The following is a 17,915-nucleotide window of genomic DNA, read 5'->3' as shown; positions in this document are numbered from 1 at the left end:
AATGGCCTGAAGCGTGGCTGTGTGTTTCTGGGGTGGGTCACGTTAATACACCAGCTCCGCACCGGCTCTGCACGTCAGCCGAGCCCCGACCTCTGCATTGGCGAGATCGATTCCTAAGCTCTTTAATAGGAACTCAACGAGCGGATTGATGATTGACGCCAAGAGCGGTGCAATCAGAGTCTTGAGCAGGCTGAAAACTGCCGTTGCCGCCGCGTCTGTCGTCTGCAGGATGGCACCCAAGATACCTGTGGAAGCACTGGGCTCGTACAGGTTGAGCTGTAGGCCATTGATGGTGTCTGTCAGCAGGCCAGCTACGTTGCCGGTGGCCGACGTCGATAGATAGGTCTGCGGAGGCGCTGCGGTGTCGTTGAGTTCCTTCAGAAGCCCCGGTGCACTGGAGTGGAAAGGCAAAGTTGCTGCGCCGCCACTGATGGGGGGTGGATTGAAAGAGAGACCGACACCCCCACCTCCGAACGCCGTCCTCTTTGCGTTGGATATTTTATTCGTCCACGTGCCGTCGGCCTGAAGATATTCTTGAATGCCACCGATGCACAAACTACCAAGGACGGCCGTGCATGTCTTTCTGGATTGCACGGTGCCGATATCCACCAATGCGATGGGATCCACGGTAGGAGGGGTTGTCAACGACGAAAAAACCTTTGCCTTCGCATCGGCTGAACTGCTTCCCATCTTGCCGATGCGCAGTGTTGCAATGTTCGATTTCGATGCGGCCCACAGCTTCTTGTCTGCATTGTTTGTGCAATCGAAATCGGTGACATAGGCTGCTGCTGGAGCAACATCGATGTTGACGTCGATGCGGATGGGCAATGGCAGCGCCGTGACATCTGAGATAACAGACTTCGGTGTTGTGTGGCAACCGAGTGAAATGACAGGGCAGTCACCGGGAGGCGTGAGGTCGATGACGGTCGTAAGAATTGAGATCAAGGCGGAACTCAGCGTTGTCAACGCGTTGGATAAGCCACTGATCAAGCCTGTAAGGAGCTGACCGGATGCGCCAAGATTGATGGAAATCAGGGTTCGAATTTGTGCTGTTCGAACATAGATTTTGTCTGGACCCAGCGGAGAGGCCTTCGCTAACTCGGGATTGCCGATGCTGGAAAACTGTGGTGGCTCAATCACTTTGACATTGGCCTCAACTCCCACGACTGGAAGATTGACGCTTGCGAAAGCGGCAGAGGGGCCTGTAATCTGGCTGCTGGCGAGCTGAATGAACCCTTGGGCCAACTGCGCGGCTTGCAAGGAAATGTCGAGGGCGCTGCTGGGAGTGCCAGTCCCAACGCCAAGAATGTCCGACACCTTGACTGTTGGAAGGTCAAGAGCGGCTGCCAGCACGGAAAGCTTCTTGAATTCCGAGAGTTGCGCGCCGGCAAGCCCACCGTTCTTTTCCAATACCGTTGCCATTGCGGACAGTAGTTCTGAAACCGTGGCTTGGGCTGCAAGCAGGTTGTCGTAGTCGCCGACTTTTAGGCCGATGTTGATCGCGAGTGCATCAAGAAAGCTCAGCAAGTTGATCTGGGAACTGACTAGCCCCTGCCATCCTACGAGACCGAGCTGCACGTTTCCACCCAATAGGCCGCCTACAAGCGAGTCAAGGACTGCAGATTTCTGCGTGTCGACGCTCAGTAGCGTGCTGTTGATACTCAACGCGGCCTTTGGGAGTGATCTTGCAGCAATGGCTTGAACCGAGATCGTTCTGCTGGCGGTAAAGAAACTGAAAAGCGGGGCTGGCGTCCTGGAAAGAATGACTTTGATGGCGTTTTTTTCCACTGCAGCCGCGTTGAAATGATCGATGCTGGTGTTGTCTGCCGAACTCCAACCGCCGCAGGTGATGTCTGCATCGAATAGCTGGAAGCCGATGGGCATGTTTCTGTTCGGCTCGTCGTTCGCGTTGGATTTCGCAGCGCTAGTCGCTGCACTACAGTTGTTTGAGTAGAGGTTCTGAGCGCCGGCCAACGCTGCAAGATCGGCAGCCTTTTGAAAATCTCTCTTCAGATAGAAGAGATATCCAAGTTCCGATCCAATAAAAAGGATTCCGGCCAGGAAGAAGAAAATTGCAACATGAATCACTATTGAGCCACGCTGCAACTGAGCATTCTTGTATGCCGTGGGGCGCTTCATTCTGAAAGGTCTCACAGAGAAAATTTGGCGGAGCCAAAAATGGTTCGAGGCATCCAGGCGTCGGGAAGGGCGATGATGGGGTTGTCTCCGTAAGGATAGGAAACCGTCACCAGCCCCGAAGCCCCCACATTTACGATGACCTTCGGGTTCAACTTAAACCAAGCTTGACGCTGAGCTGTTGTGTCCCCTGCATCGATCGGCGCGATCAGAGAACTCGCCATTGATGCGTAGACCACGTTCTTGATCTGCGCGATGTTCGTGGGCTGTGTTGAATCATTTACGCCCGAGATCGCGCGTGCGCCATCCTCGGCGGCGCGAGAAACAACTTGCTGTGCGTAGAGCACTGCCCCAAAGGAGACGACGCCGTACAAAAGCAGCAGGACCGTCGTCAGCACCAACGCGAGCTCCACGGCCGCGACTCCACGTTGTGCGACGAGCCTCGGGGTTGAGATTTTCTTCATATCTGATTCGCAGCAGCCGGATCGCTCATCAACATGCTTGCTCGCCCTTGCAACTTGCTCGGCAGCAAGAAGCCGAAACCGGGCAGCGGAGGTGCGAGAGGCCACGCCCCATAGTCGTAGCTGACCGTCACGATCATTTGGCATCGCTGATCGAGCGTCGAACCACAGGCAGGCGTCGAACTGCTTGCGCAGGTGTCATCCGTGTTTGGGAGGCAGGCTTTGGCCTCGACCGTCGCGTTGGGCAACCAATCGACGCGTTCCTGAGCGATGGTCTGCGCTGCAAGTTTGCGGCAGGCCAGTTGGCTGCTGCACCCAGACGCACTGATCGTCTGATAGCGCAATGCCGCTCTCGCCCCTTCTTCTGCGGCGTTCTGCATGCCCAGTCGCACCGCAAAAAGGATGGCGTAGCTAATGATCGCGTAGGTCACAACAAACAGCACCGGGAAAACCATGGCGTACTCGAGCGCGTAGACGCCACGCTGCGTACGTGGGTTCGTCCGGGAGCGCGAGAGTCTCATGGTGTGCCGCGGTTCGAGGAGAGACGCCCGGGGGCTATTTGTTGCCGCCTGCGCTGCTGCCGGTCTTGACTGTCGAGTTCAGGCGCTCGGGAATCGGATACTCGAAGCTCTTCAGATAGCGTTCATAGCTTCGGCGTGCGACATCACCCGCAATGGGGCGCGCCGTGGGCGATGCGAAGCTGCCGTCTCGCTGCCTTGCGAGCAGGCTCGTCGCGGCATCGCCAACCTGCAGGGGCGGTGCTTCGTCGTACTCGGCCTCTTCCTGCGGTGCGGCTTTGGCCGTGTCGTCTTGTGCGGGCGCGTTCTGTGCAGAGGCGATGGCGGCGGCCAGTGAGAGAGAAAGGCCGACCATCGGCCCGGCGGCCCTCAGGCGGGAAAAAGGGTTCTTCATTCTGTGCCTCGTGAGATCGAACTGCGGGAAGTCATTGCGCCTGCATTGGCCTGCTGGCCGCCCATGCCGGGCCAGCGCGCCGCCTTGAGCTTGAGCGGCGCCGTGCTGTCGTCGTAGATCGATGTCCCCATGGTCGCCGCTCGGGGGAGCGGCTGCACGGCAGAGAGCGGCGCACTGCCCAGTTGCCGTGCACTCTCGCGAATCGCTTCGCGCGTCGCGGGCGACATGCGGTGGGCTTCCATCAACGCGTCGGCTTGCGCTCTTTGCTGCGTGACTTCGAGGTACAGCGCAAGGTTGGCTTGTGCCTGGGGGTTGTCGGAGCGCAGTTGCAGTGCCTGCATCAGCGGCAGGCGCGCCTGCGAGATGAGCCCTGCGCGGAGGCTGGCGTAACCCAGGTCGCTCAGGAGCACCGCATCGGTCGGATTGCGCCGTTGCGCTTCCTTCAGCAGCGCAACGGCTGTGGGATAGTCGCCGCGCCCGCCCGCCAGCAGTCCGAGGCCGTGGTAGCCGGCGCCCTCCAGCGGCGTGCCGATCAGGCGCTTGTAAGCTGCCTCGCTCCCTGCAGTCTCGCCCGTCTGGCGCAGCGCGTCGGCGCGCATGCGGCTCGAATCAGGAGAGGCACCCCAGCGCTGTTCGAGCGCATCGATGTGTGCAAGCGAAGCGAACCACAGGCCGTCCGTCTGCATCTGCTCGACGAGCTTCATGTACGTTGCGGCGGTGTCGATGTTCGCCGCGTTCTTTTGCGTCGCGGCAGCCTCTGCGGCCATCCGCTGTTGCGCATCGGCCGCAGCCGGATACAGGCCCTTGGGCCCGCCGCAGCCGGCCAGCATCATCAGGGACGCAAGCAGCGCGCAGGCGCACTTCGAGTCATGCAAGGCGATGTTCATTTGGACATGGCTCCCAGTGAACGGATGATGGCGATGAAGCCTGGGCCGGCGGTCACGATCACGAGCGCCGGCAGGAGCGTACTGACCATCACACCGGTCATCTTCACGGTGATCTTGCCGATGCGCGCTTTCATCTCCGACTTGCGGTGTTCGCGCAACCGGTCGCTGAATATGCGCAGGGGTTCCTGGACGGCGCCGCCGTGGCGATCGACCTGCACGAGCAGGGGAACCATGCCCGCGAGGTTGTCGTTCGCATGCAATGTGCCCAGGCGTGCCAGCGAATGCTCGCGTGTGCGGCCGCGGCTGTATTGGCTGTTGGCGAGATTCAGCTCGTAACCCAGCACCGGCATGACGTGCGAGAAGTCGTTGGCCATGATCTGCAGGCTCTGGTCGAGGCTCAAGCCCACACCCTGAAGAAGCCGCAGGAGATCGATGAAGAGCGGCAGCTCATGCGCCACGCGTTCGCGCCGTTTGGCGGCCAGTCGGCCGAGCAGCCACTTCGGAACCATGAAGCCGATGCCGATGGCCGACGCCGCGATGATGGTGAGCTTTCTCGTCGAGACCGCTCCGGGCCAGAACAGCAGCGCCAGCGTGGGCAACAGAATGGCCAGCGCGAGCCGTGTGACCAGAAAGACGAGCTGCGCCCGCGCCGAGGAAAATCCGCACTGGTCGATCAGCCGCCGGTCTTCGTCGGCCACCAGGGCCTTGCCGATCCGGGTGTTGAGCCAATGCAGCGGGAGGTCGGCACCGGCGCGCCTTGCGGCCTCGACTTCCGACAGGCCATCGACGACCGGCGAGACGACCGCATCGTCGCGATGGAGTGCGCGGCCGATGGCCTTGCCGCGCCGGGCGCGCCGCGCTTCGTTGACCATCAGGCCCGCCGCCGCGGTGCAAAGACCGAGCGCCAGCAGCGCGAGGCTCCATGCGGCGAGCTGCGTGGGAGTGAACGTCATGTCAACCTCGCCAGGCGATAGAGCAAAACGGTGCCAAGCAGCTGCAGGCCCACCGCGCCGAAAATCATCATCTGGCCGGTGGAGTCGTGCCACATCCGCAGGAAGTAGCCCGGGTTGGAAATGATGATGAAGCCGCCCACGCCCAATGGCAGGAGACCGAGGATCCACGCCGACAGCCGTGTTTCGGCCGACATTGCGACGAGTTCGTGTTGGGCCTGCTCCCGGTCGCGCATGAAGTTCGCAACGCGCTCCAGCAGCAGGTCCGCGCGCCCTCCGTAGCGCACGCCCAGCCCGAGGATGGATGCCAGGAGATACATCTCCTCGACGCGCACGCTGGCTGCCGTCTGGTGCAGCGCACGGTCGAGGTCCACACCGGCGCGCACCAGGTTGGCCGCGCGCTCGAGATAGTTTTGCAGCGGCGCCTGCGTGGATGAAATCGCCAGTTGAAACGCGGCCTGCGTGGAGTTGCCGATGGTGATGAGGCGCACCATCGAATCGATGAATGCGGGAAGCTGCCCGACCAGTTGGCGACGAAACTTCTGAAGGCGCAGCCACAGCCCGAACAGAGACAGGGCCAGTAGCACGACGAACGTCCCAGCGGCGCTGATCCAGCCGGCGAACAGGCCGGCCACCGCGCTAAGTGCCACGATCGCGAAAGCGCACAGCGCGATCGCCTGTACCGAAACGGCGCCTTCCAGCCAGGAGGGCAACAGCGCCTGCAGGCGTGCCTTGTGCGTCGGCTCCGGTGGCGGCTCGCCGCCAGCATTCATCCACGGGTCTGCCGCGATGCCGCTGCCAGGCGTGTCGATGAACGAGGTGCGCGGCGAAGCTGATAGCGAAGCTTCCACGGCGACAGCCACGGCCTTGGCCTCGAGTTGCTGTGCCAGGTGGCGGTAGGCGGCTCGCCGCTCCTGGCGCCCGCGCGCCCATTGCCAAAGCAGGATGCCTGCCGCCGCGAGCAGCAGCGCAAGGCACGCCATGCCCAGCAGGATTTCATCCACGGCGGTCCCCTTGCGCACGCGTCAGCATCTGACGGAAGCGGGTGATCTTGGGCGAGTGAGGCGCGATGCCGAGGGATATCCATCGGTCGCGTTCTTCGCCGTCGGGCGACACGATCGGGTCGTAGCGGTAAAGCTCCTGCATCGCCACGACGTTGTCGTTGACGCCTGTGATCTCGCTCAGCGAGACGATGCGCCGCTGGCCGCCCGACATGCGCCCGATCTGCACGATGAAATCGATGGCATTGGCAATCTGGCGGCGCAAGCTCACTTCGCTGCCCTGGTAGCCCGCAAAGCCCGCGAGCATCTCGAGACGGTAGAGGCATTCGCGCGGGGAACTGGCGTGGATGGTGCCCATCGAGCCTTCGTGGCCGGTGTTCATTGCCTGCAGCATCTCGATCACCTCGGCGCCCCGGACTTCGCCGACGATGATGCGATCCGGCCGCATGCGCAGGCTGTTGCGCAGCAGGTCGCGGATCGAAACCACGCCTGTGCCGTCGAAGCCGCCGGGGCGGCTTTCGAGGCGCACCACATGAGTGTGGCCGAGCGAGAGTTCCGCCGTGTCTTCGATCGTGATCACCCGTTCGGCGGGCGGAATGAAGCTCGCGAGGGCGTTGAGCAGCGAGGTCTTGCCGGAGCTCGTGCCGCCGCTGACGAGAATGTTGCAGCGCGCGCGCACGGCGATCTCGAGCAACTGGGCCATGCCTGCGTCGAAGGTACCGAGCTTGACCAGGTCTGCCGGTGTGAGCGGCTCCTTGCGGAATTTCCGGATCGATACAGAAAGCCCGTCGATGGCCAGCGGTTCGATGATGACGTTGATGCGTCCCCCGTCGGGCAGCCGCGCATCGACCATCGGGTTGGCTTCGTCAAGCCGACGGCCCAGCGGTGCGAGGATGCGGCGCACGATGCGCATCACGTGCTCGGTGTCGGCGAAGCGCAGCGTCTCGCGTTCGAGCACGCCATTGCGCGATACGTAAACGTTCGTGTGCCCGTTGATGAGGATGTCTTCCACCGCGGGATCGTTGAGCAGGTCTTCCAGCGGCCCGAATCCCGCCAGTTCCTTGGTGAGCGAATCGGAGATGAGCTGCATCTCGCGGTCGTTGATCGGCACCCGCCGCAGCCGTACGAAGCTGTCGACTTCCAGCTCGACGAACTGCTGGATCGATGCGCGCGACCAGCGGCCGAATTCCGCGCCTAGCTCCTCGATGCGGCTGAGCAGATGGTCGTGCGTCCAGCTCTTGATGTCCTGGAACTGCTGCGAATTGATGAATGCCTGATCGTCGTCGGCAAATTCGATTTCGGTGGACATTGGCTCAACTTTCGTTTGAACTCTTCCAGAGCCCGGTGATTTGCGACATCAGTGCAACCCAGCGCTGATCTTTGGCCGGCGGTCGGCCCGACACGGACATGTACTGCTGATGGAGGCTTCGAGCGAGGCCTGTGACAGCTTGCGAATAGGGATCGCTGCGCGCGGTGCGTACCAGCATTTCCCCGCGGCTTGCCGCGGCCAGCAGCGCAGCGCTGCGCGCAGGCAGCACGTGCAGCAGCGGCAATTCGAGACGTTCGGCAATGTCCTTCGCCGACAGGCCGACATGACTGTCGAACTTGTTCACGACCAGGGAAAGATGCTCGGTCTCGATGCCTCGCGCGCGGAGCTCTTTCAGCAGGTTGGCAGTGGAGACGATGGCGCCGATGCTCTGGTCGCACACGACCCAGGTCTGCTGTGCTTCGTGCAGGGTTTGAGCGATGAAGTCGATGGTCGAGAAGCCGCCGAGGTCTGCGATCTGAAAGTCGAAGAAGTCGGAGAGTCTCCTGATCAGCGCTACGGAATCGGCGTGCGAGATCTCGCGCACCTGCGACAGGCTCGCGGGCAGCGGCAGCACGGCGACGCCGCTGGTGTGGTGTGCAAGAGCCGTGTGCAGCAGCGTCTGGTCCAGGCGTCGCAGGTTGCGTACGCCGTCGACGAAGCTGAAGCCGCTCTGGGTGTCCAGGTAAAGCAGTCCGTCGCGCGCAGGAAGACCGAGATCGAGCAAGGCCACGCCGTGTCGCGTTGCGCGCGATTGCGGTCTCGCGGGCGCGTTGGACAACTGGGTGTGCAGCATCAGGGCCAGGCTGGTCGCAAGCGTGGTCACTCCCAACCCGGCACGCGCGCCAAGCAGCGCAAGGGTGCTGCCGCGGGTACCGCCTTGCAAGCTGCTGCGGCGCTCGAGCAGTGTTTTCAATGTGGTCACTGCCTCGGTCGGCGCCGCCGCGACGTCGACGAAATCGTCGACACCTGCGCGCAGTGCCGCAAGCATCGCGGCGGGCTCCGCGGACGTTCCCATGGCAAGCACTGGCAAGGCGGGCCAATCTCTCTTCAGGCGCTGGTGAAGCTGGCTCGCACCAGTCACCTGGTCGGATGAGAAGTCGATGAATATCGCGGCCGGGCCGAGCAGGGCGATGCGCTCGTCGATTGACTTCGCGTCCGGAGCAAGCACGACCACGGAGCCCACCCGCCCGAGCGCATCGGTCAACCACGTGATGTGGCTGCCGTTGCTCGATGCGAACAGGTAGGTTTCCGCGCCTGTTTCGGGAATGCCGTCGCGTGGTGCGTTCATGAGGTCAGCATTTCTGGCGTTCACACTGCTGTTTCTTCAACGCGAGAAACCGGGAAGCGCGGTGTTGGCTGCGCCGCCCAGGAAGATCGAGCGCCACACCGCGCCGTCGCGTTGTTCGGCGGTGCCCGGCAGGAACGGGGCGAGATCGGTGTTGCGTGCGATCGGCTTGACCAGATGCGGCGTCACCATGATCACCAGCTCCTTCTCGCTCATCTGGTACTTGTTCTGCCTGAAGAAGGAGCCGAGAATGGGGATGTCGCCGAGCAGCGGCACCTTGTCGACGTTGGACGACGTGGTGCGGCTCACCAGACCGCCGATGACGAAGCTCTCGCCATCGCCGAGTTCGACGGTCGTGTCCGCGCGGCGCGTCGTGATCGCGGGAACCGCGACGCCGTCGATGCTCAGAGCGTTGGTGTAGTCGAGGTCGCTCGCCTCCGGAGCGACCTTCAGGACGATGCGGTCGTTCGACAGGACCGTAGGGGTCACCGACAGGCCGATGCCGAAAGGCTTGTACTCGATGGTTGTTGCCCCAAGGCTTTGCGGTACTGGAATCGGCAACTCCCCACCAGCAAGGAAGCTCGCGCTCTGGCCCGACATGGCCACCAGCGTCGGCTCTGCAAGTACTCGCGCGAGGCCGTTGCCTTCGAGCAGGTTCAGCGTCAGCTTCATGCCGCGGCCCTTGTTGGCATTGCCAAAGCCCAAGGCAAGACCGAATGCATCCGCCAGAACGCCGCCCGGCGTGGTGTTGCTGAAGCTGAAGCCATGGCTGTTGGGGCCATAGGAGGAAAGGTTGAATCCCGCTTCCTTCAACACGCTCCGGCTGAACTCGACGACCTTGACTTCGACCTGGACGGTGTGGCTGCGGACGTTTACGACCGACCGGTCCTGCAGCGCAGTCTTTTCATCGGCGCTTGAAAGGGCGATATCCGTGGCCTGCTGGTGCGCGGGGAGACTGTCGGTGGAGCCGGTCAGCACCGCCGCGCGGCGACGGACTTCCACGGCATACGTGGTGGCTGCGGGGCTGCCCTTTTCCCAAACCATCAAGGTCGTGCGTCCTGCCGCCTTACCCGTCATGATGAGGCGCGCACCGGGCGATCCCGCGGCCTTGCGGGTCAGCGTGACGCCGACCACGGCCTCGTCGGCGATGGCCATGCGATCGATGCCCTTGTCGACCAGCAGTTCCTGCTGGGTTCCCGCCTGCATCACGAGCGCAATGGGCTGCCGCGCGGGAGGTGTCTTTGTCTCCGGGCCAGCTGCCTGCGAAGCGGGCGGCACGATACCGAGCGAGACCAGGCACAGCGCTACGAGCGCAAGGCGAAATGGAGGCCGCCGATTCCTTGTGAACTGGCAGGGCAAATGCGGCATGTGTCTTCTTTCTTGAACTTGGACGGTCATTGGCTTGGCCGATCAATAGCGCATGGTTTCGCTTCGCTCGCCGCGGATCACTTCAACTTCGTTGCCTCCCCGCGCGGTCGGTGGGCCGCTGCGGGAGATTGCGTTTCCAGCCGGCGCATTGCGTGCCACTGCGTTCGCGCGGCGGGTGTTGTCGGTCGTGCCGCCAGAAACGAAATCCACCGCGGTCAAGCCTGCTTGAGCCTTGTCCAGCCCTTCGAGCGGGGCTCGACGCGGCGCGCCGGGCTTGGCCGGCGCGGGTTGCAATGCGGTCGGAAGTTCTGCGAAGAGCTTGGGATCGGGCTCGGCCGAGTCAGTCGGATTGCGCAGCGCCAGCAACAGCCGCCCACTGGATTCGCCCACCGTCAGGCGATTGATTTCGTCGACCGCGACCGCCAGAACAGCGGTTCTCGCCGCTTCCGTGCGTTGCGCCTGCGGCTGTGCCGTTCCGGCCTTGCCGTCCGCCCCCTTGGGTGGCAAACCGTCGACGGAGGCACTGCCGAATGCCAGCACGCGCTTGCGTGCGAGCAGCAGCCGCGCCTGGCTCCGATCGACGTCCTTGTTGTCCGACTTGAACATCACGAAGACATCGACGAAGTCGCCTGGCTGGACCTTGTTTCCGACGCCCATGAGCTCGTCGGCCTTGACCGCCACCGCACGTTCGCCCTCCGCCACACGCAATGCGAGTCCTGAGACGAGCTGGCCTTGAAGCAGCGGAGTGCCTTCGCCGAGGTCCATCACCGGCACACGTCCGATGGCATCCGCCGTTTCCTGGAACGCGCCCGCGGGGTTGATGGGCAGGCGCTCGACGCGAATCGCGTCGGCGGAAATGGCTTGTCCTGCCGGCAAGGGCTTCGATGCGACCACCACCGCATACGTCATCACCACCGGCGCCTTTGCTGGCGCGGCTACCGGAGCGGTGGCTGCTCTTGCAGGGGGAGCCTGCCTGCTGAGCATCCATGCATAGCCACCGAGCGCAATGGCAAGCAGCACGAGAATGGCGGCGACTATCTTGGTGAGATGGATCATGGGCGGCATTTAGAAGAAGGAATGTGCGCAACCGGAAAATCGACGGCTGGCGGCTTCGCCGCCATGTGTGCGATCAACTCTGTCGCCCCCAGATCAGCCATACCGCGGTGGCCAGTGCCAGATAGGCTGCATAGGGAACAACACGAGGCCGGCGTCCGGACGGCGCCATGCCGTCGGCAGCAGAGCGTTGGTGCGCAAGCATCAACGCGAGCCGAGGAAGCACGGGCCAGCGCAGCAGCGCCAGCCAAAGAATGCCGTGGAGGGCGGCGAGCAGACTGCCGCCGATCCAGATGGGAAGGAGTGCCATGGGGCCAACCCATAGACCGAGAGCGCCAGCGAACTTCACGTCGCCCGCTCCCATGACGCCTGTGGCATAGAAAAGCAGGAGTGCGCCGAATCCCGCGGCAAAGCCAAGCAACGCTTCCGACCAGCCGATTCCCACGGGTTGAAACCCGAGGGCGAGTTGTACGAGCGCGGCGACGGCGCCTGACAAGACCAGCCAGTTGGAGACGGTGCGCCTGCGGAAGTCATGGACGGCGATCAAGGCCAGCCAGACAAGCAGGAGGGATTCCGGACGCAAATCGAAAGTCTCAGGTGGGAGTCGTCGATCCCGCCTTGGGCAGCTTGCCGCCGATGTAATTGAACATGTCGATCAGTGCCTTGCCGATGCCAGTTGTCTCGGAAAAGATGCCGATCAAGATAATTGCCATCAACCCCGCAATAATTCCATATTCAATTGCGGTAGCACCTTCTTCATCGCGCAGAAAACGAGCAATAGATCCAAGCATGATTTCCCTTTCCAGGAGTGTTAACAAAGACTTGCAGGTGAATGTTATACAGCGTAACTCTGTGTATCAACAAGGAAGTGGCTAGTACTTTTGTCTAACGGGTACTGAGCGAAAAAGATAAAGCAGGATGGCGGCCAGCCTTCTGCCGCCCGGAATCAGAAACGGCCTGCCCAACCGATTGACAGTTTGGAAACGAATATTTCCCTCTGTACGACACATGTCACCTCCCATAAAGATGGGATGTGTCGTTACGTCGCCGGGAACGCGCGAATGGGAAACGTTACGGGAACAAATGCGTTACGTGTTACGTAGCGCAGGCCCTCGGTGGGCCAGATGTAACACTAAAAAAAGGACAATCTCGTGAGCAAAAAGTCACGAGATCACGGGGTGGCCTCGCCGCCGGGAGGGCTTCAACCAGGCCTCAGCCCAGGATTTCTTCGTGAAATAGCTTCCAGTCGGTACCCTGGCGTAACCAGTACTGGCGCCGGGAGCGTCCACTCTTTTCGCCTTCGAACACCTCGCCGAAGGTAACAATCATGGTGTCGTCACCGTCCCGCCAGTGGAGGTAAGACATGTCCTTGAGCTGTACGCGCTTGCCCTGCGCGTATTTCACTTCGTCGTCGACAGCCGAAATTCCTTCGGTGGATTTCTTGCTGCTGCGCTGGAAATCGGGCAAATAGAATTTCTTCAATTGCGTTTCATTTCCATTGGCCCGCGCATCTTTCCAGCCATTGATTGCGCCGGTAATCGATTGCGACTCTTTTTCCGCCTGAGGCTGCGTTATCCATTGCAGGCTGCGCGCGGTCACCACCGGGGTGGCGCCGATCTGCACTTTCCGCAAAAGCTGTTTCAGGTCGGGATTGGCCATGACCACGCAGCCGTCGCTCGCCAGCGGCGCCCGCGCGAACTGCTGGGGTGGGGTGCCGTGCAGCCAGATGCCGCCGCCAGTCTTGCCGCGCCGCAGGTCGTATGGGTTGGGGTAGTTGATGGGCAGGGCGCCCGCGCCGTAGAAGTCCTTCAGCGACTTCGGGTCGAGGCTGCTGGTGATGTAGTACACACCCAGCGGAGTGCGCGCATCGCCTTCGGTGGCCTTGTCGGTGCCTGACTTGCCGACCGAGATGTAGTAGTCGGCCGTGAGCTTCAGGCCCTTGTCGGAGTTCTCGAACAGGTACAGCCGCGAGCGCGAGGCGTCGACGGCAATGGCATAGCGGCTGCGGGTGGAGAGCGCCAGGAACTGCGACGGCACGGTGTTGGCCGGCGGCCGCTCCCGCAGGGCCTGCAGGCGGCGCTTCGATTCCTCGTGCAGCTCGGCCATGGCCGGGCTGCCGCGCATCTTCGCGATGCTGGCGGTGTCGGGCAGCGCGTTCGACGGGGGCACCTGCGCCGCGAGCAGGTCGCCGTAGACGAGCTGCGCGAGCTGGAAGTTCGGATAGTCGCGCACCAGGTCGCGGGCCTTGGCCAGCGCGGGGCGGGCCTGGCCGCGGCCGAACATTTCGTAGACCGCGATCAGGCGTGCCTCTGCGTTGCCGGCTTCCTGGATGGGGGCCGCGTTGGAGGCGGGCTTTCGTGCGGGCCTTGCCGTGGTGCTAGCCGTTCGGGCTTCTGCTGCAACCGCGCCCTTCCTGCTTTTGGGCTGTGCCTTGGCCGAAGATCGGCCGGCGGAGCGGTTGCCTGCATGGCTGCCTGCCGTGGCCTTGGCCTTGGCGCTGCTGGCTGTCTTGGTGTTGTTCGACGCCAGTGCCGCACCGGGCGCTGCAAGCATCAGCGCGGAAGCGGTCATCAGGGCTGCGAGCAGCTGTCCGCTGCGCAGACGGAACGGGGGATTCTGAAGCCGGCCGTGCCGGACGATGTCTGCCACTAGCCGCCGACGCTTTCCTTGCGAATGTGCCAATGATTGCCGGAGCGCTGCATGTCCAGCGTCTTGCGGCTCGAGACGTTGAGGTTGTCCGCGCGATAGATCTGGCGGAACTTGGCGGTCGCGGTCTGTCCGTCGACCTTGATCGCGAGGTTCTCGATGTTCACGCTGATGCTTGTCTTGCCGACGATGCGGGCGCGGCGGTCTTCTTCCCAGCTCTTGCGGCTCTGGCCGCCCGCGGGCGCGAAGTCGGGGCCGTAGGCCGCGAGGTAGCGCTCCATGTCCTGGCTGGCCCAGGCCGAAGCCCAGGCACGCACGGCCGACTCGACTTCGGCATTGGACGCGGTACTGGCCGCAGGCGCCGGTGCGGGTGCTGGTGCCGGCGTCGCCTCGGGCGCCTTGGGCGCGGCGGCTACCGGTGCAGGAGCGGCCGCGACCTTGGCCGGCGGCGGGGCGGCAGGGGCTGGCGCGGGAGCGGGTGCCTTGGCCACGGGTGCCGGTGCTGGCGCCGCCGAAGCGACCACGGCCGTAGGCTTGCCACCCACCGGCGTCGGCGTGAAGAGCGTGCGGATCACCGCCAGCTTGGGCTGCACGGCGGTGTTGTTCTGGTCGAGCTGCAGCGCCTTGCTGTAGGCCTGGCTGGCCAGCCGCGCATACACGTCGCCGAGGTTTTCCTGGGCGGTGGCGTAGCTGGGATTGGTGCGGATCGCGCTTTCGAGCGCGCCGCGTGCCTTGTCGAACTGGTTCTGGCTCGCGTAGATCACCGCGAGGTTGTTGTACGGCTCGGGCAGTTCGGGCGCATCTTGCGTGAGCTGCGTGAAGGCGGCGATGGCCTCTGCGCGCTTGCCGGTGTCGAGCTGGATCACGCCCTTGAGGAAGCGCATCTGCGGGTCGCGCGGCTTGTCCTTGAGGAAGGCGTCGGCCTTTGTCATGGCCTCGTCGAGCTTGCCGGCCTGCATGAGCTTGTCGACTTCCTCGTGCTCGGGGGCGGCCAGTGCCGGCAGCACGGCGCCGCAGGTTGCCGCAGCCAGGAACAGGGCGCGAACGGCGGGAGAGAAGCTGAAACGGGCGCGTGGCCGGGGGCTCTTGGGCATTGCGGACAAGACCTCGTAGGGGTGGGGGATGCGGCAGGCATTGTAAGTGGGTGGTTAACCTTCAGACACAGTGATGACGGTCTTTCGACCTGGCCGCAACACCGGGCTCGCGCAGTACAGTGCGGCCGTGGACCGTCTCCAAAGCATTGAAACCTTCGTTCGCGTCGCGCAGACCCAGAGCTTCGCGGAAGCCGCTCGGCAACTGCGCGTGGCCAACTCGGTCGTCACCACGCGGGTCAAGCAGCTGGAAGAGTTCCTGGGTGCGCCGCTGTTCCACCGCAGTACGCGCGTGGTGCGGCTCAGCGACATGGGCCAGGCCTTTCTGCGCGACTGCACGGAGCTGGTCGTGCGTGCCGAGAGCATCGTCGACCAAATGCGCGAAGCGCGCGGCACGCCCTCGGGCACGCTGCGCGTGCATGCGCTGACGGGCATGGTGCTGGGCCGCTTTGCCTCGCTGCTGCGCGAGTTCCAGACGACCTATCCCGACATCCACCTCGAACTGATCGTGAGTGATGCGGTGGCCGACCCGGTGAAAGCCGGCGTCGACTGCGCGCTGCAGATTTTTCCCGCCGCCTCGCAGGAGCTGGTGTCGCGGCCGCTGTTTCCGGTGCGGCGGGTGCTTTGCGCCACGCCGGCTTACCTCGAGGCGCACGGCATGCCCGCCACACCGCGCGAACTGCATCGCCACAAGCTGGGCCTGTATTCGGGCTACCCCACGCGGGACCGGTGGACTTTTCACCACCAGGGCGAGCAGACCACCATCTACCTGTCCGCCGCGCTGCTGACCAACAGCGTGCATCTGCTGCGCGAATACGCACTGGAGCATGCGGGCATCGTCTGCCTGCCGACGCTGGTGGCGGGCGATGCCATTGCGCGCGGCGAGCTGTGCGTGGTGCTGGCCGAGCACCAGCTGTCGTCCTTTTCGCTCAGCGCGGTGTATGCGGGCACCTCGCGCAATGCGCTGAAACTGCGCCTGTTCATCGAGCACATCGCCACCCGCTTCACGCGCGTGCCGCCGTGGGACGCGGCGCTGATCGAGCGCGGGCTCATCCCGGCGGAACTCATCGAGTTCAGCCGGGCCAGCGGTTAGGGGGTAAACCCCAGCGATTATTCGGAAGCGCCGAATAATCCTCTTCCAAACTGATCCCTACCGGCGGCGTCGGTTGACTCCTAGAGTTCGCTCATCACAGGAGACACCCCGCCATGACCGCAACCGCCTACCAAACCCGCTTCGGGTCGCTCAAGCACTTCGAGAAGGGCCACGTCGAACCGATCGACGACGACGTGCGCCACTACGCGTTTTCCAACTGCTTCGAGATCGCGAGCATCAGCCAGCCCTACGAGAAGGTCGTGTTCGGCCAGAACCAGATCTACGTGCTGGAGACGCTGCGCGCCGAAGGCACCTCGCCCTGGTACACCTGCGCACACGACGAGTTCGCGCTCGTGATGGACGGCGATGTCGAAGTGCACCTGGTGCAGCTCGACGCCGCGCAGGCGGTGGCTGACAAGGACAAGAACGGCGCCGTGCTGGTCAAGGGCGAACCGCAGGGCAGGAAGATGGGCTGGATGAAGCTCTCGCGCGGCCACCAGGGCCTGCTGCCGAAGAACACCGCCTACCAGTTCCGCTGTGCCGGCGAGCCGGGCGTGATCGTGCTGCAGAGCTGCAAGGGCGATCTCTCCATGGAAAAGTGGGCTGACATCTGCCAAACCCATTGAACAGGAGCCACACCATGAACGCACCCGCAGAACTCGCCAAGGTGATCGCGTCGCAGCCCGACGCCACACTCGGCTACAAGGACTTTTCGCTCGGCAGCTTCAGCTTCCACCGCGACGAATACTTCGTGCACATCGGCTGGAAGACCCGCGACGGCCGCCCGATGAGCCACACCATGGACGCCGGCAGCTACCTGCGTGCGCTGATGCGCGACGTGGCCTGGGGCTTCTTCTACGGCTGGGTCAACTTCGACGACGTGTTCGGCACCGTCAACCACTACGAGTCGGTCGACCTGTACGCCGGCAGCTTCAACGGCACCATGAAGGATGCGGGCATCGACCTGCTCGAGAACTTCCCGACCGCGCAGATCCGCGCCACCTTCGAGGCCATGCTCGACGACTGGACCAACGAGGCTTTCGACCCGTTCGCAGCGCCGCAGGAAACCGGCTCGCCCTACGGCCGCAAGAAGGGCAACAACACCGCCAAGATCACGAGGGCGCGCGAACTGGCCAAACGCTGCGTGGGCCTGAAGGGCGACCTCGACCTGCGCAGCGACGAACGCGGTGCACCGGTCAACCGCGCCTTTGCCGACGTGCCGCAGGGCCAGCCCGAGCTGCACCCCGAGCCCGGCTTCGAGAACGAGGTGCATGCCTTCAATCTCTTCGGCTTCCTGAGCCGTTCGCAGGTCACCTGGAACCCGAGCTTCACCTCGGTGGTGAAGCACAGCTACATGTGCCCGACGACCGAGGAGCACATCCTGCCGATCATCCATGGCAACGACCGCGTCGAGTGGTTCTTCCAGATGACCGACGAGATCCACTGGGACTGCGGCGACAAGAACACCGGCAAGCCCATGGCCCGCGTGATCATGAAGGCGGGCGACATGGCGGCCATGCCAGCGTACTGCCGCCACCAGGGCTTCAGCCCGAAGCGCTCGATGCTGCTGGTGTGGGAGAACGGGTCGCCGAGCCTGGTCTTCGAGATCCAGAAGGGCGAGTCGCCCGAGATTCCTGTGCAGTTCTGAACTGTCTTGCTCCCTCCCCCTCTGGGGGAGGGCTGGGGTGGGGGCTTCTTCAAAGAGGGCGCGGGCTCGCAGAGG

18 protein-coding genes are annotated in these 17,915 nt (G+C 63.3%); 3 read left to right on the top strand and 15 right to left on the bottom strand.

The window, feature by feature from the left end:
• Positions 1-42: 42 nt before the first annotated feature.
• The 15 genes from AC1DFC_RS23515 to AC1DFC_RS23445 form a co-directional block, all read right to left on the bottom strand.
• The gene (locus AC1DFC_RS23515; protein WP_478180076.1) at positions 43-2,139 is read right to left on the bottom strand and encodes a TadG family pilus assembly protein; all 2,097 of its coding nucleotides are present in this window, start codon (positions 2,137-2,139) and stop codon (positions 43-45) included.
• 11 nt (positions 2,140-2,150) lie between these two features.
• The gene (locus tag AC1DFC_RS23510) at positions 2,151-2,600 is read right to left on the bottom strand and encodes a TadE/TadG family type IV pilus assembly protein (RefSeq protein ID WP_478180075.1); all 450 of its coding nucleotides are present in this window, start codon (positions 2,598-2,600) and stop codon (positions 2,151-2,153) included.
• Positions 2,597-3,118 carry a TadE/TadG family type IV pilus assembly protein gene (locus AC1DFC_RS23505; RefSeq protein ID WP_478180074.1) on the bottom strand — a complete coding sequence of 174 codons (522 nt, stop codon included), beginning with the start codon at positions 3,116-3,118 and terminating at the stop codon, positions 2,597-2,599. Before AC1DFC_RS23505 ends, AC1DFC_RS23510 begins: the two co-directional genes overlap by 4 nt.
• Before the next feature lie 34 nt (positions 3,119-3,152).
• Positions 3,153-3,509 carry a DUF3613 domain-containing protein gene (locus AC1DFC_RS23500; RefSeq protein ID WP_478180073.1) on the bottom strand — a complete coding sequence of 119 codons (357 nt, stop codon included), beginning with the start codon at positions 3,507-3,509 and terminating at the stop codon, positions 3,153-3,155.
• Positions 3,506-4,396, bottom strand: coding sequence for a hypothetical protein (locus tag AC1DFC_RS23495; protein ID WP_478180072.1), 891 nt, complete (start codon positions 4,394-4,396; stop codon positions 3,506-3,508). The genes AC1DFC_RS23500 and AC1DFC_RS23495 overlap by 4 nt, the downstream gene beginning before the upstream one ends.
• Positions 4,393-5,349, bottom strand: coding sequence for a type II secretion system F family protein (locus tag AC1DFC_RS23490; protein ID WP_478180071.1), 957 nt, complete (start codon positions 5,347-5,349; stop codon positions 4,393-4,395). The genes AC1DFC_RS23495 and AC1DFC_RS23490 overlap by 4 nt, the downstream gene beginning before the upstream one ends.
• Positions 5,346-6,350: a type II secretion system F family protein gene (locus AC1DFC_RS23485; protein ID WP_413314316.1), complete on the bottom strand. Its 1,005-nt coding sequence runs from the start codon at positions 6,348-6,350 to the stop codon at positions 5,346-5,348. The genes AC1DFC_RS23490 and AC1DFC_RS23485 overlap by 4 nt, the downstream gene beginning before the upstream one ends.
• Positions 6,343-7,656 (bottom strand): TadA family conjugal transfer-associated ATPase, encoded by a 1,314-nt coding sequence (locus AC1DFC_RS23480; RefSeq protein ID WP_413335659.1) that lies wholly within the window; start codon positions 7,654-7,656, stop codon positions 6,343-6,345. The genes AC1DFC_RS23485 and AC1DFC_RS23480 overlap by 8 nt, the downstream gene beginning before the upstream one ends.
• A 4-nt stretch (positions 7,657-7,660) precedes the next feature.
• A complete protein-coding gene (locus AC1DFC_RS23475; RefSeq protein WP_413314313.1) occupies positions 7,661-8,944 on the bottom strand; it encodes a histidine kinase in 1,284 nt (427 codons plus the stop codon).
• A 36-nt stretch (positions 8,945-8,980) separates the two neighbouring features.
• A complete protein-coding gene (locus AC1DFC_RS23470) occupies positions 8,981-10,309 on the bottom strand; it encodes a type II and III secretion system protein family protein (RefSeq protein WP_478180070.1) in 1,329 nt (442 codons plus the stop codon).
• 42 nt (positions 10,310-10,351) lie between these two features.
• Positions 10,352-11,365 (bottom strand): Flp pilus assembly protein CpaB, encoded by a 1,014-nt coding sequence (cpaB, locus tag AC1DFC_RS23465; RefSeq protein WP_478180069.1) that lies wholly within the window; start codon positions 11,363-11,365, stop codon positions 10,352-10,354.
• A gap of 73 nt (positions 11,366-11,438) precedes the next feature.
• Positions 11,439-11,945, bottom strand: a complete 507-nt coding sequence (locus AC1DFC_RS23460) for an A24 family peptidase (protein WP_478180068.1) — start codon at positions 11,943-11,945, stop codon at positions 11,439-11,441.
• A 10-nt stretch (positions 11,946-11,955) separates the two neighbouring features.
• Positions 11,956-12,153 (bottom strand): Flp family type IVb pilin, encoded by a 198-nt coding sequence (locus AC1DFC_RS23455; RefSeq protein WP_413335667.1) that lies wholly within the window; start codon positions 12,151-12,153, stop codon positions 11,956-11,958.
• A gap of 421 nt (positions 12,154-12,574) precedes the next feature.
• Complete coding sequence (locus AC1DFC_RS23450; RefSeq protein ID WP_478180067.1) at positions 12,575-14,044, bottom strand: L,D-transpeptidase family protein; 1,470 nt, start codon at positions 14,042-14,044, stop codon at positions 12,575-12,577.
• Positions 14,011-15,102 carry a nuclear transport factor 2 family protein gene (locus tag AC1DFC_RS23445; RefSeq protein WP_007836233.1) on the bottom strand — a complete coding sequence of 364 codons (1,092 nt, stop codon included), beginning with the start codon at positions 15,100-15,102 and terminating at the stop codon, positions 14,011-14,013. The genes AC1DFC_RS23450 and AC1DFC_RS23445 overlap by 34 nt, the downstream gene beginning before the upstream one ends.
• Before the next feature lie 127 nt (positions 15,103-15,229).
• Between AC1DFC_RS23445 and AC1DFC_RS23440 the strand changes: the two genes are divergently transcribed.
• The 3 genes from AC1DFC_RS23440 (at position 15,230) to AC1DFC_RS23430 (ending at position 17,840) form a co-directional block, all read left to right on the top strand.
• Entirely contained in the window at positions 15,230-16,192 is a 963-nt protein-coding gene (locus tag AC1DFC_RS23440; RefSeq protein ID WP_042673880.1) for a LysR family transcriptional regulator, read from the top strand.
• 113 nt (positions 16,193-16,305) lie between these two features.
• Positions 16,306-16,818 carry a cupin domain-containing protein gene (locus AC1DFC_RS23435; RefSeq protein ID WP_007836231.1) on the top strand — a complete coding sequence of 171 codons (513 nt, stop codon included), beginning with the start codon at positions 16,306-16,308 and terminating at the stop codon, positions 16,816-16,818.
• Positions 16,819-16,832: 14 nt separating this feature from the next.
• On the top strand, positions 16,833-17,840 hold the full coding sequence (locus tag AC1DFC_RS23430) for a hydroxyquinol 1,2-dioxygenase (RefSeq protein ID WP_413314306.1): 1,008 nt from the start codon (positions 16,833-16,835) through the stop codon (positions 17,838-17,840).
• Positions 17,841-17,915 lie beyond the last annotated feature (75 nt).

Source organism: Variovorax sp. 10L421 (assembly GCF_056395365.1).
The sequence above is the reverse complement of the archived record's forward strand: the minus strand, read 5'-3'. Positions and strand labels throughout refer to the sequence as shown.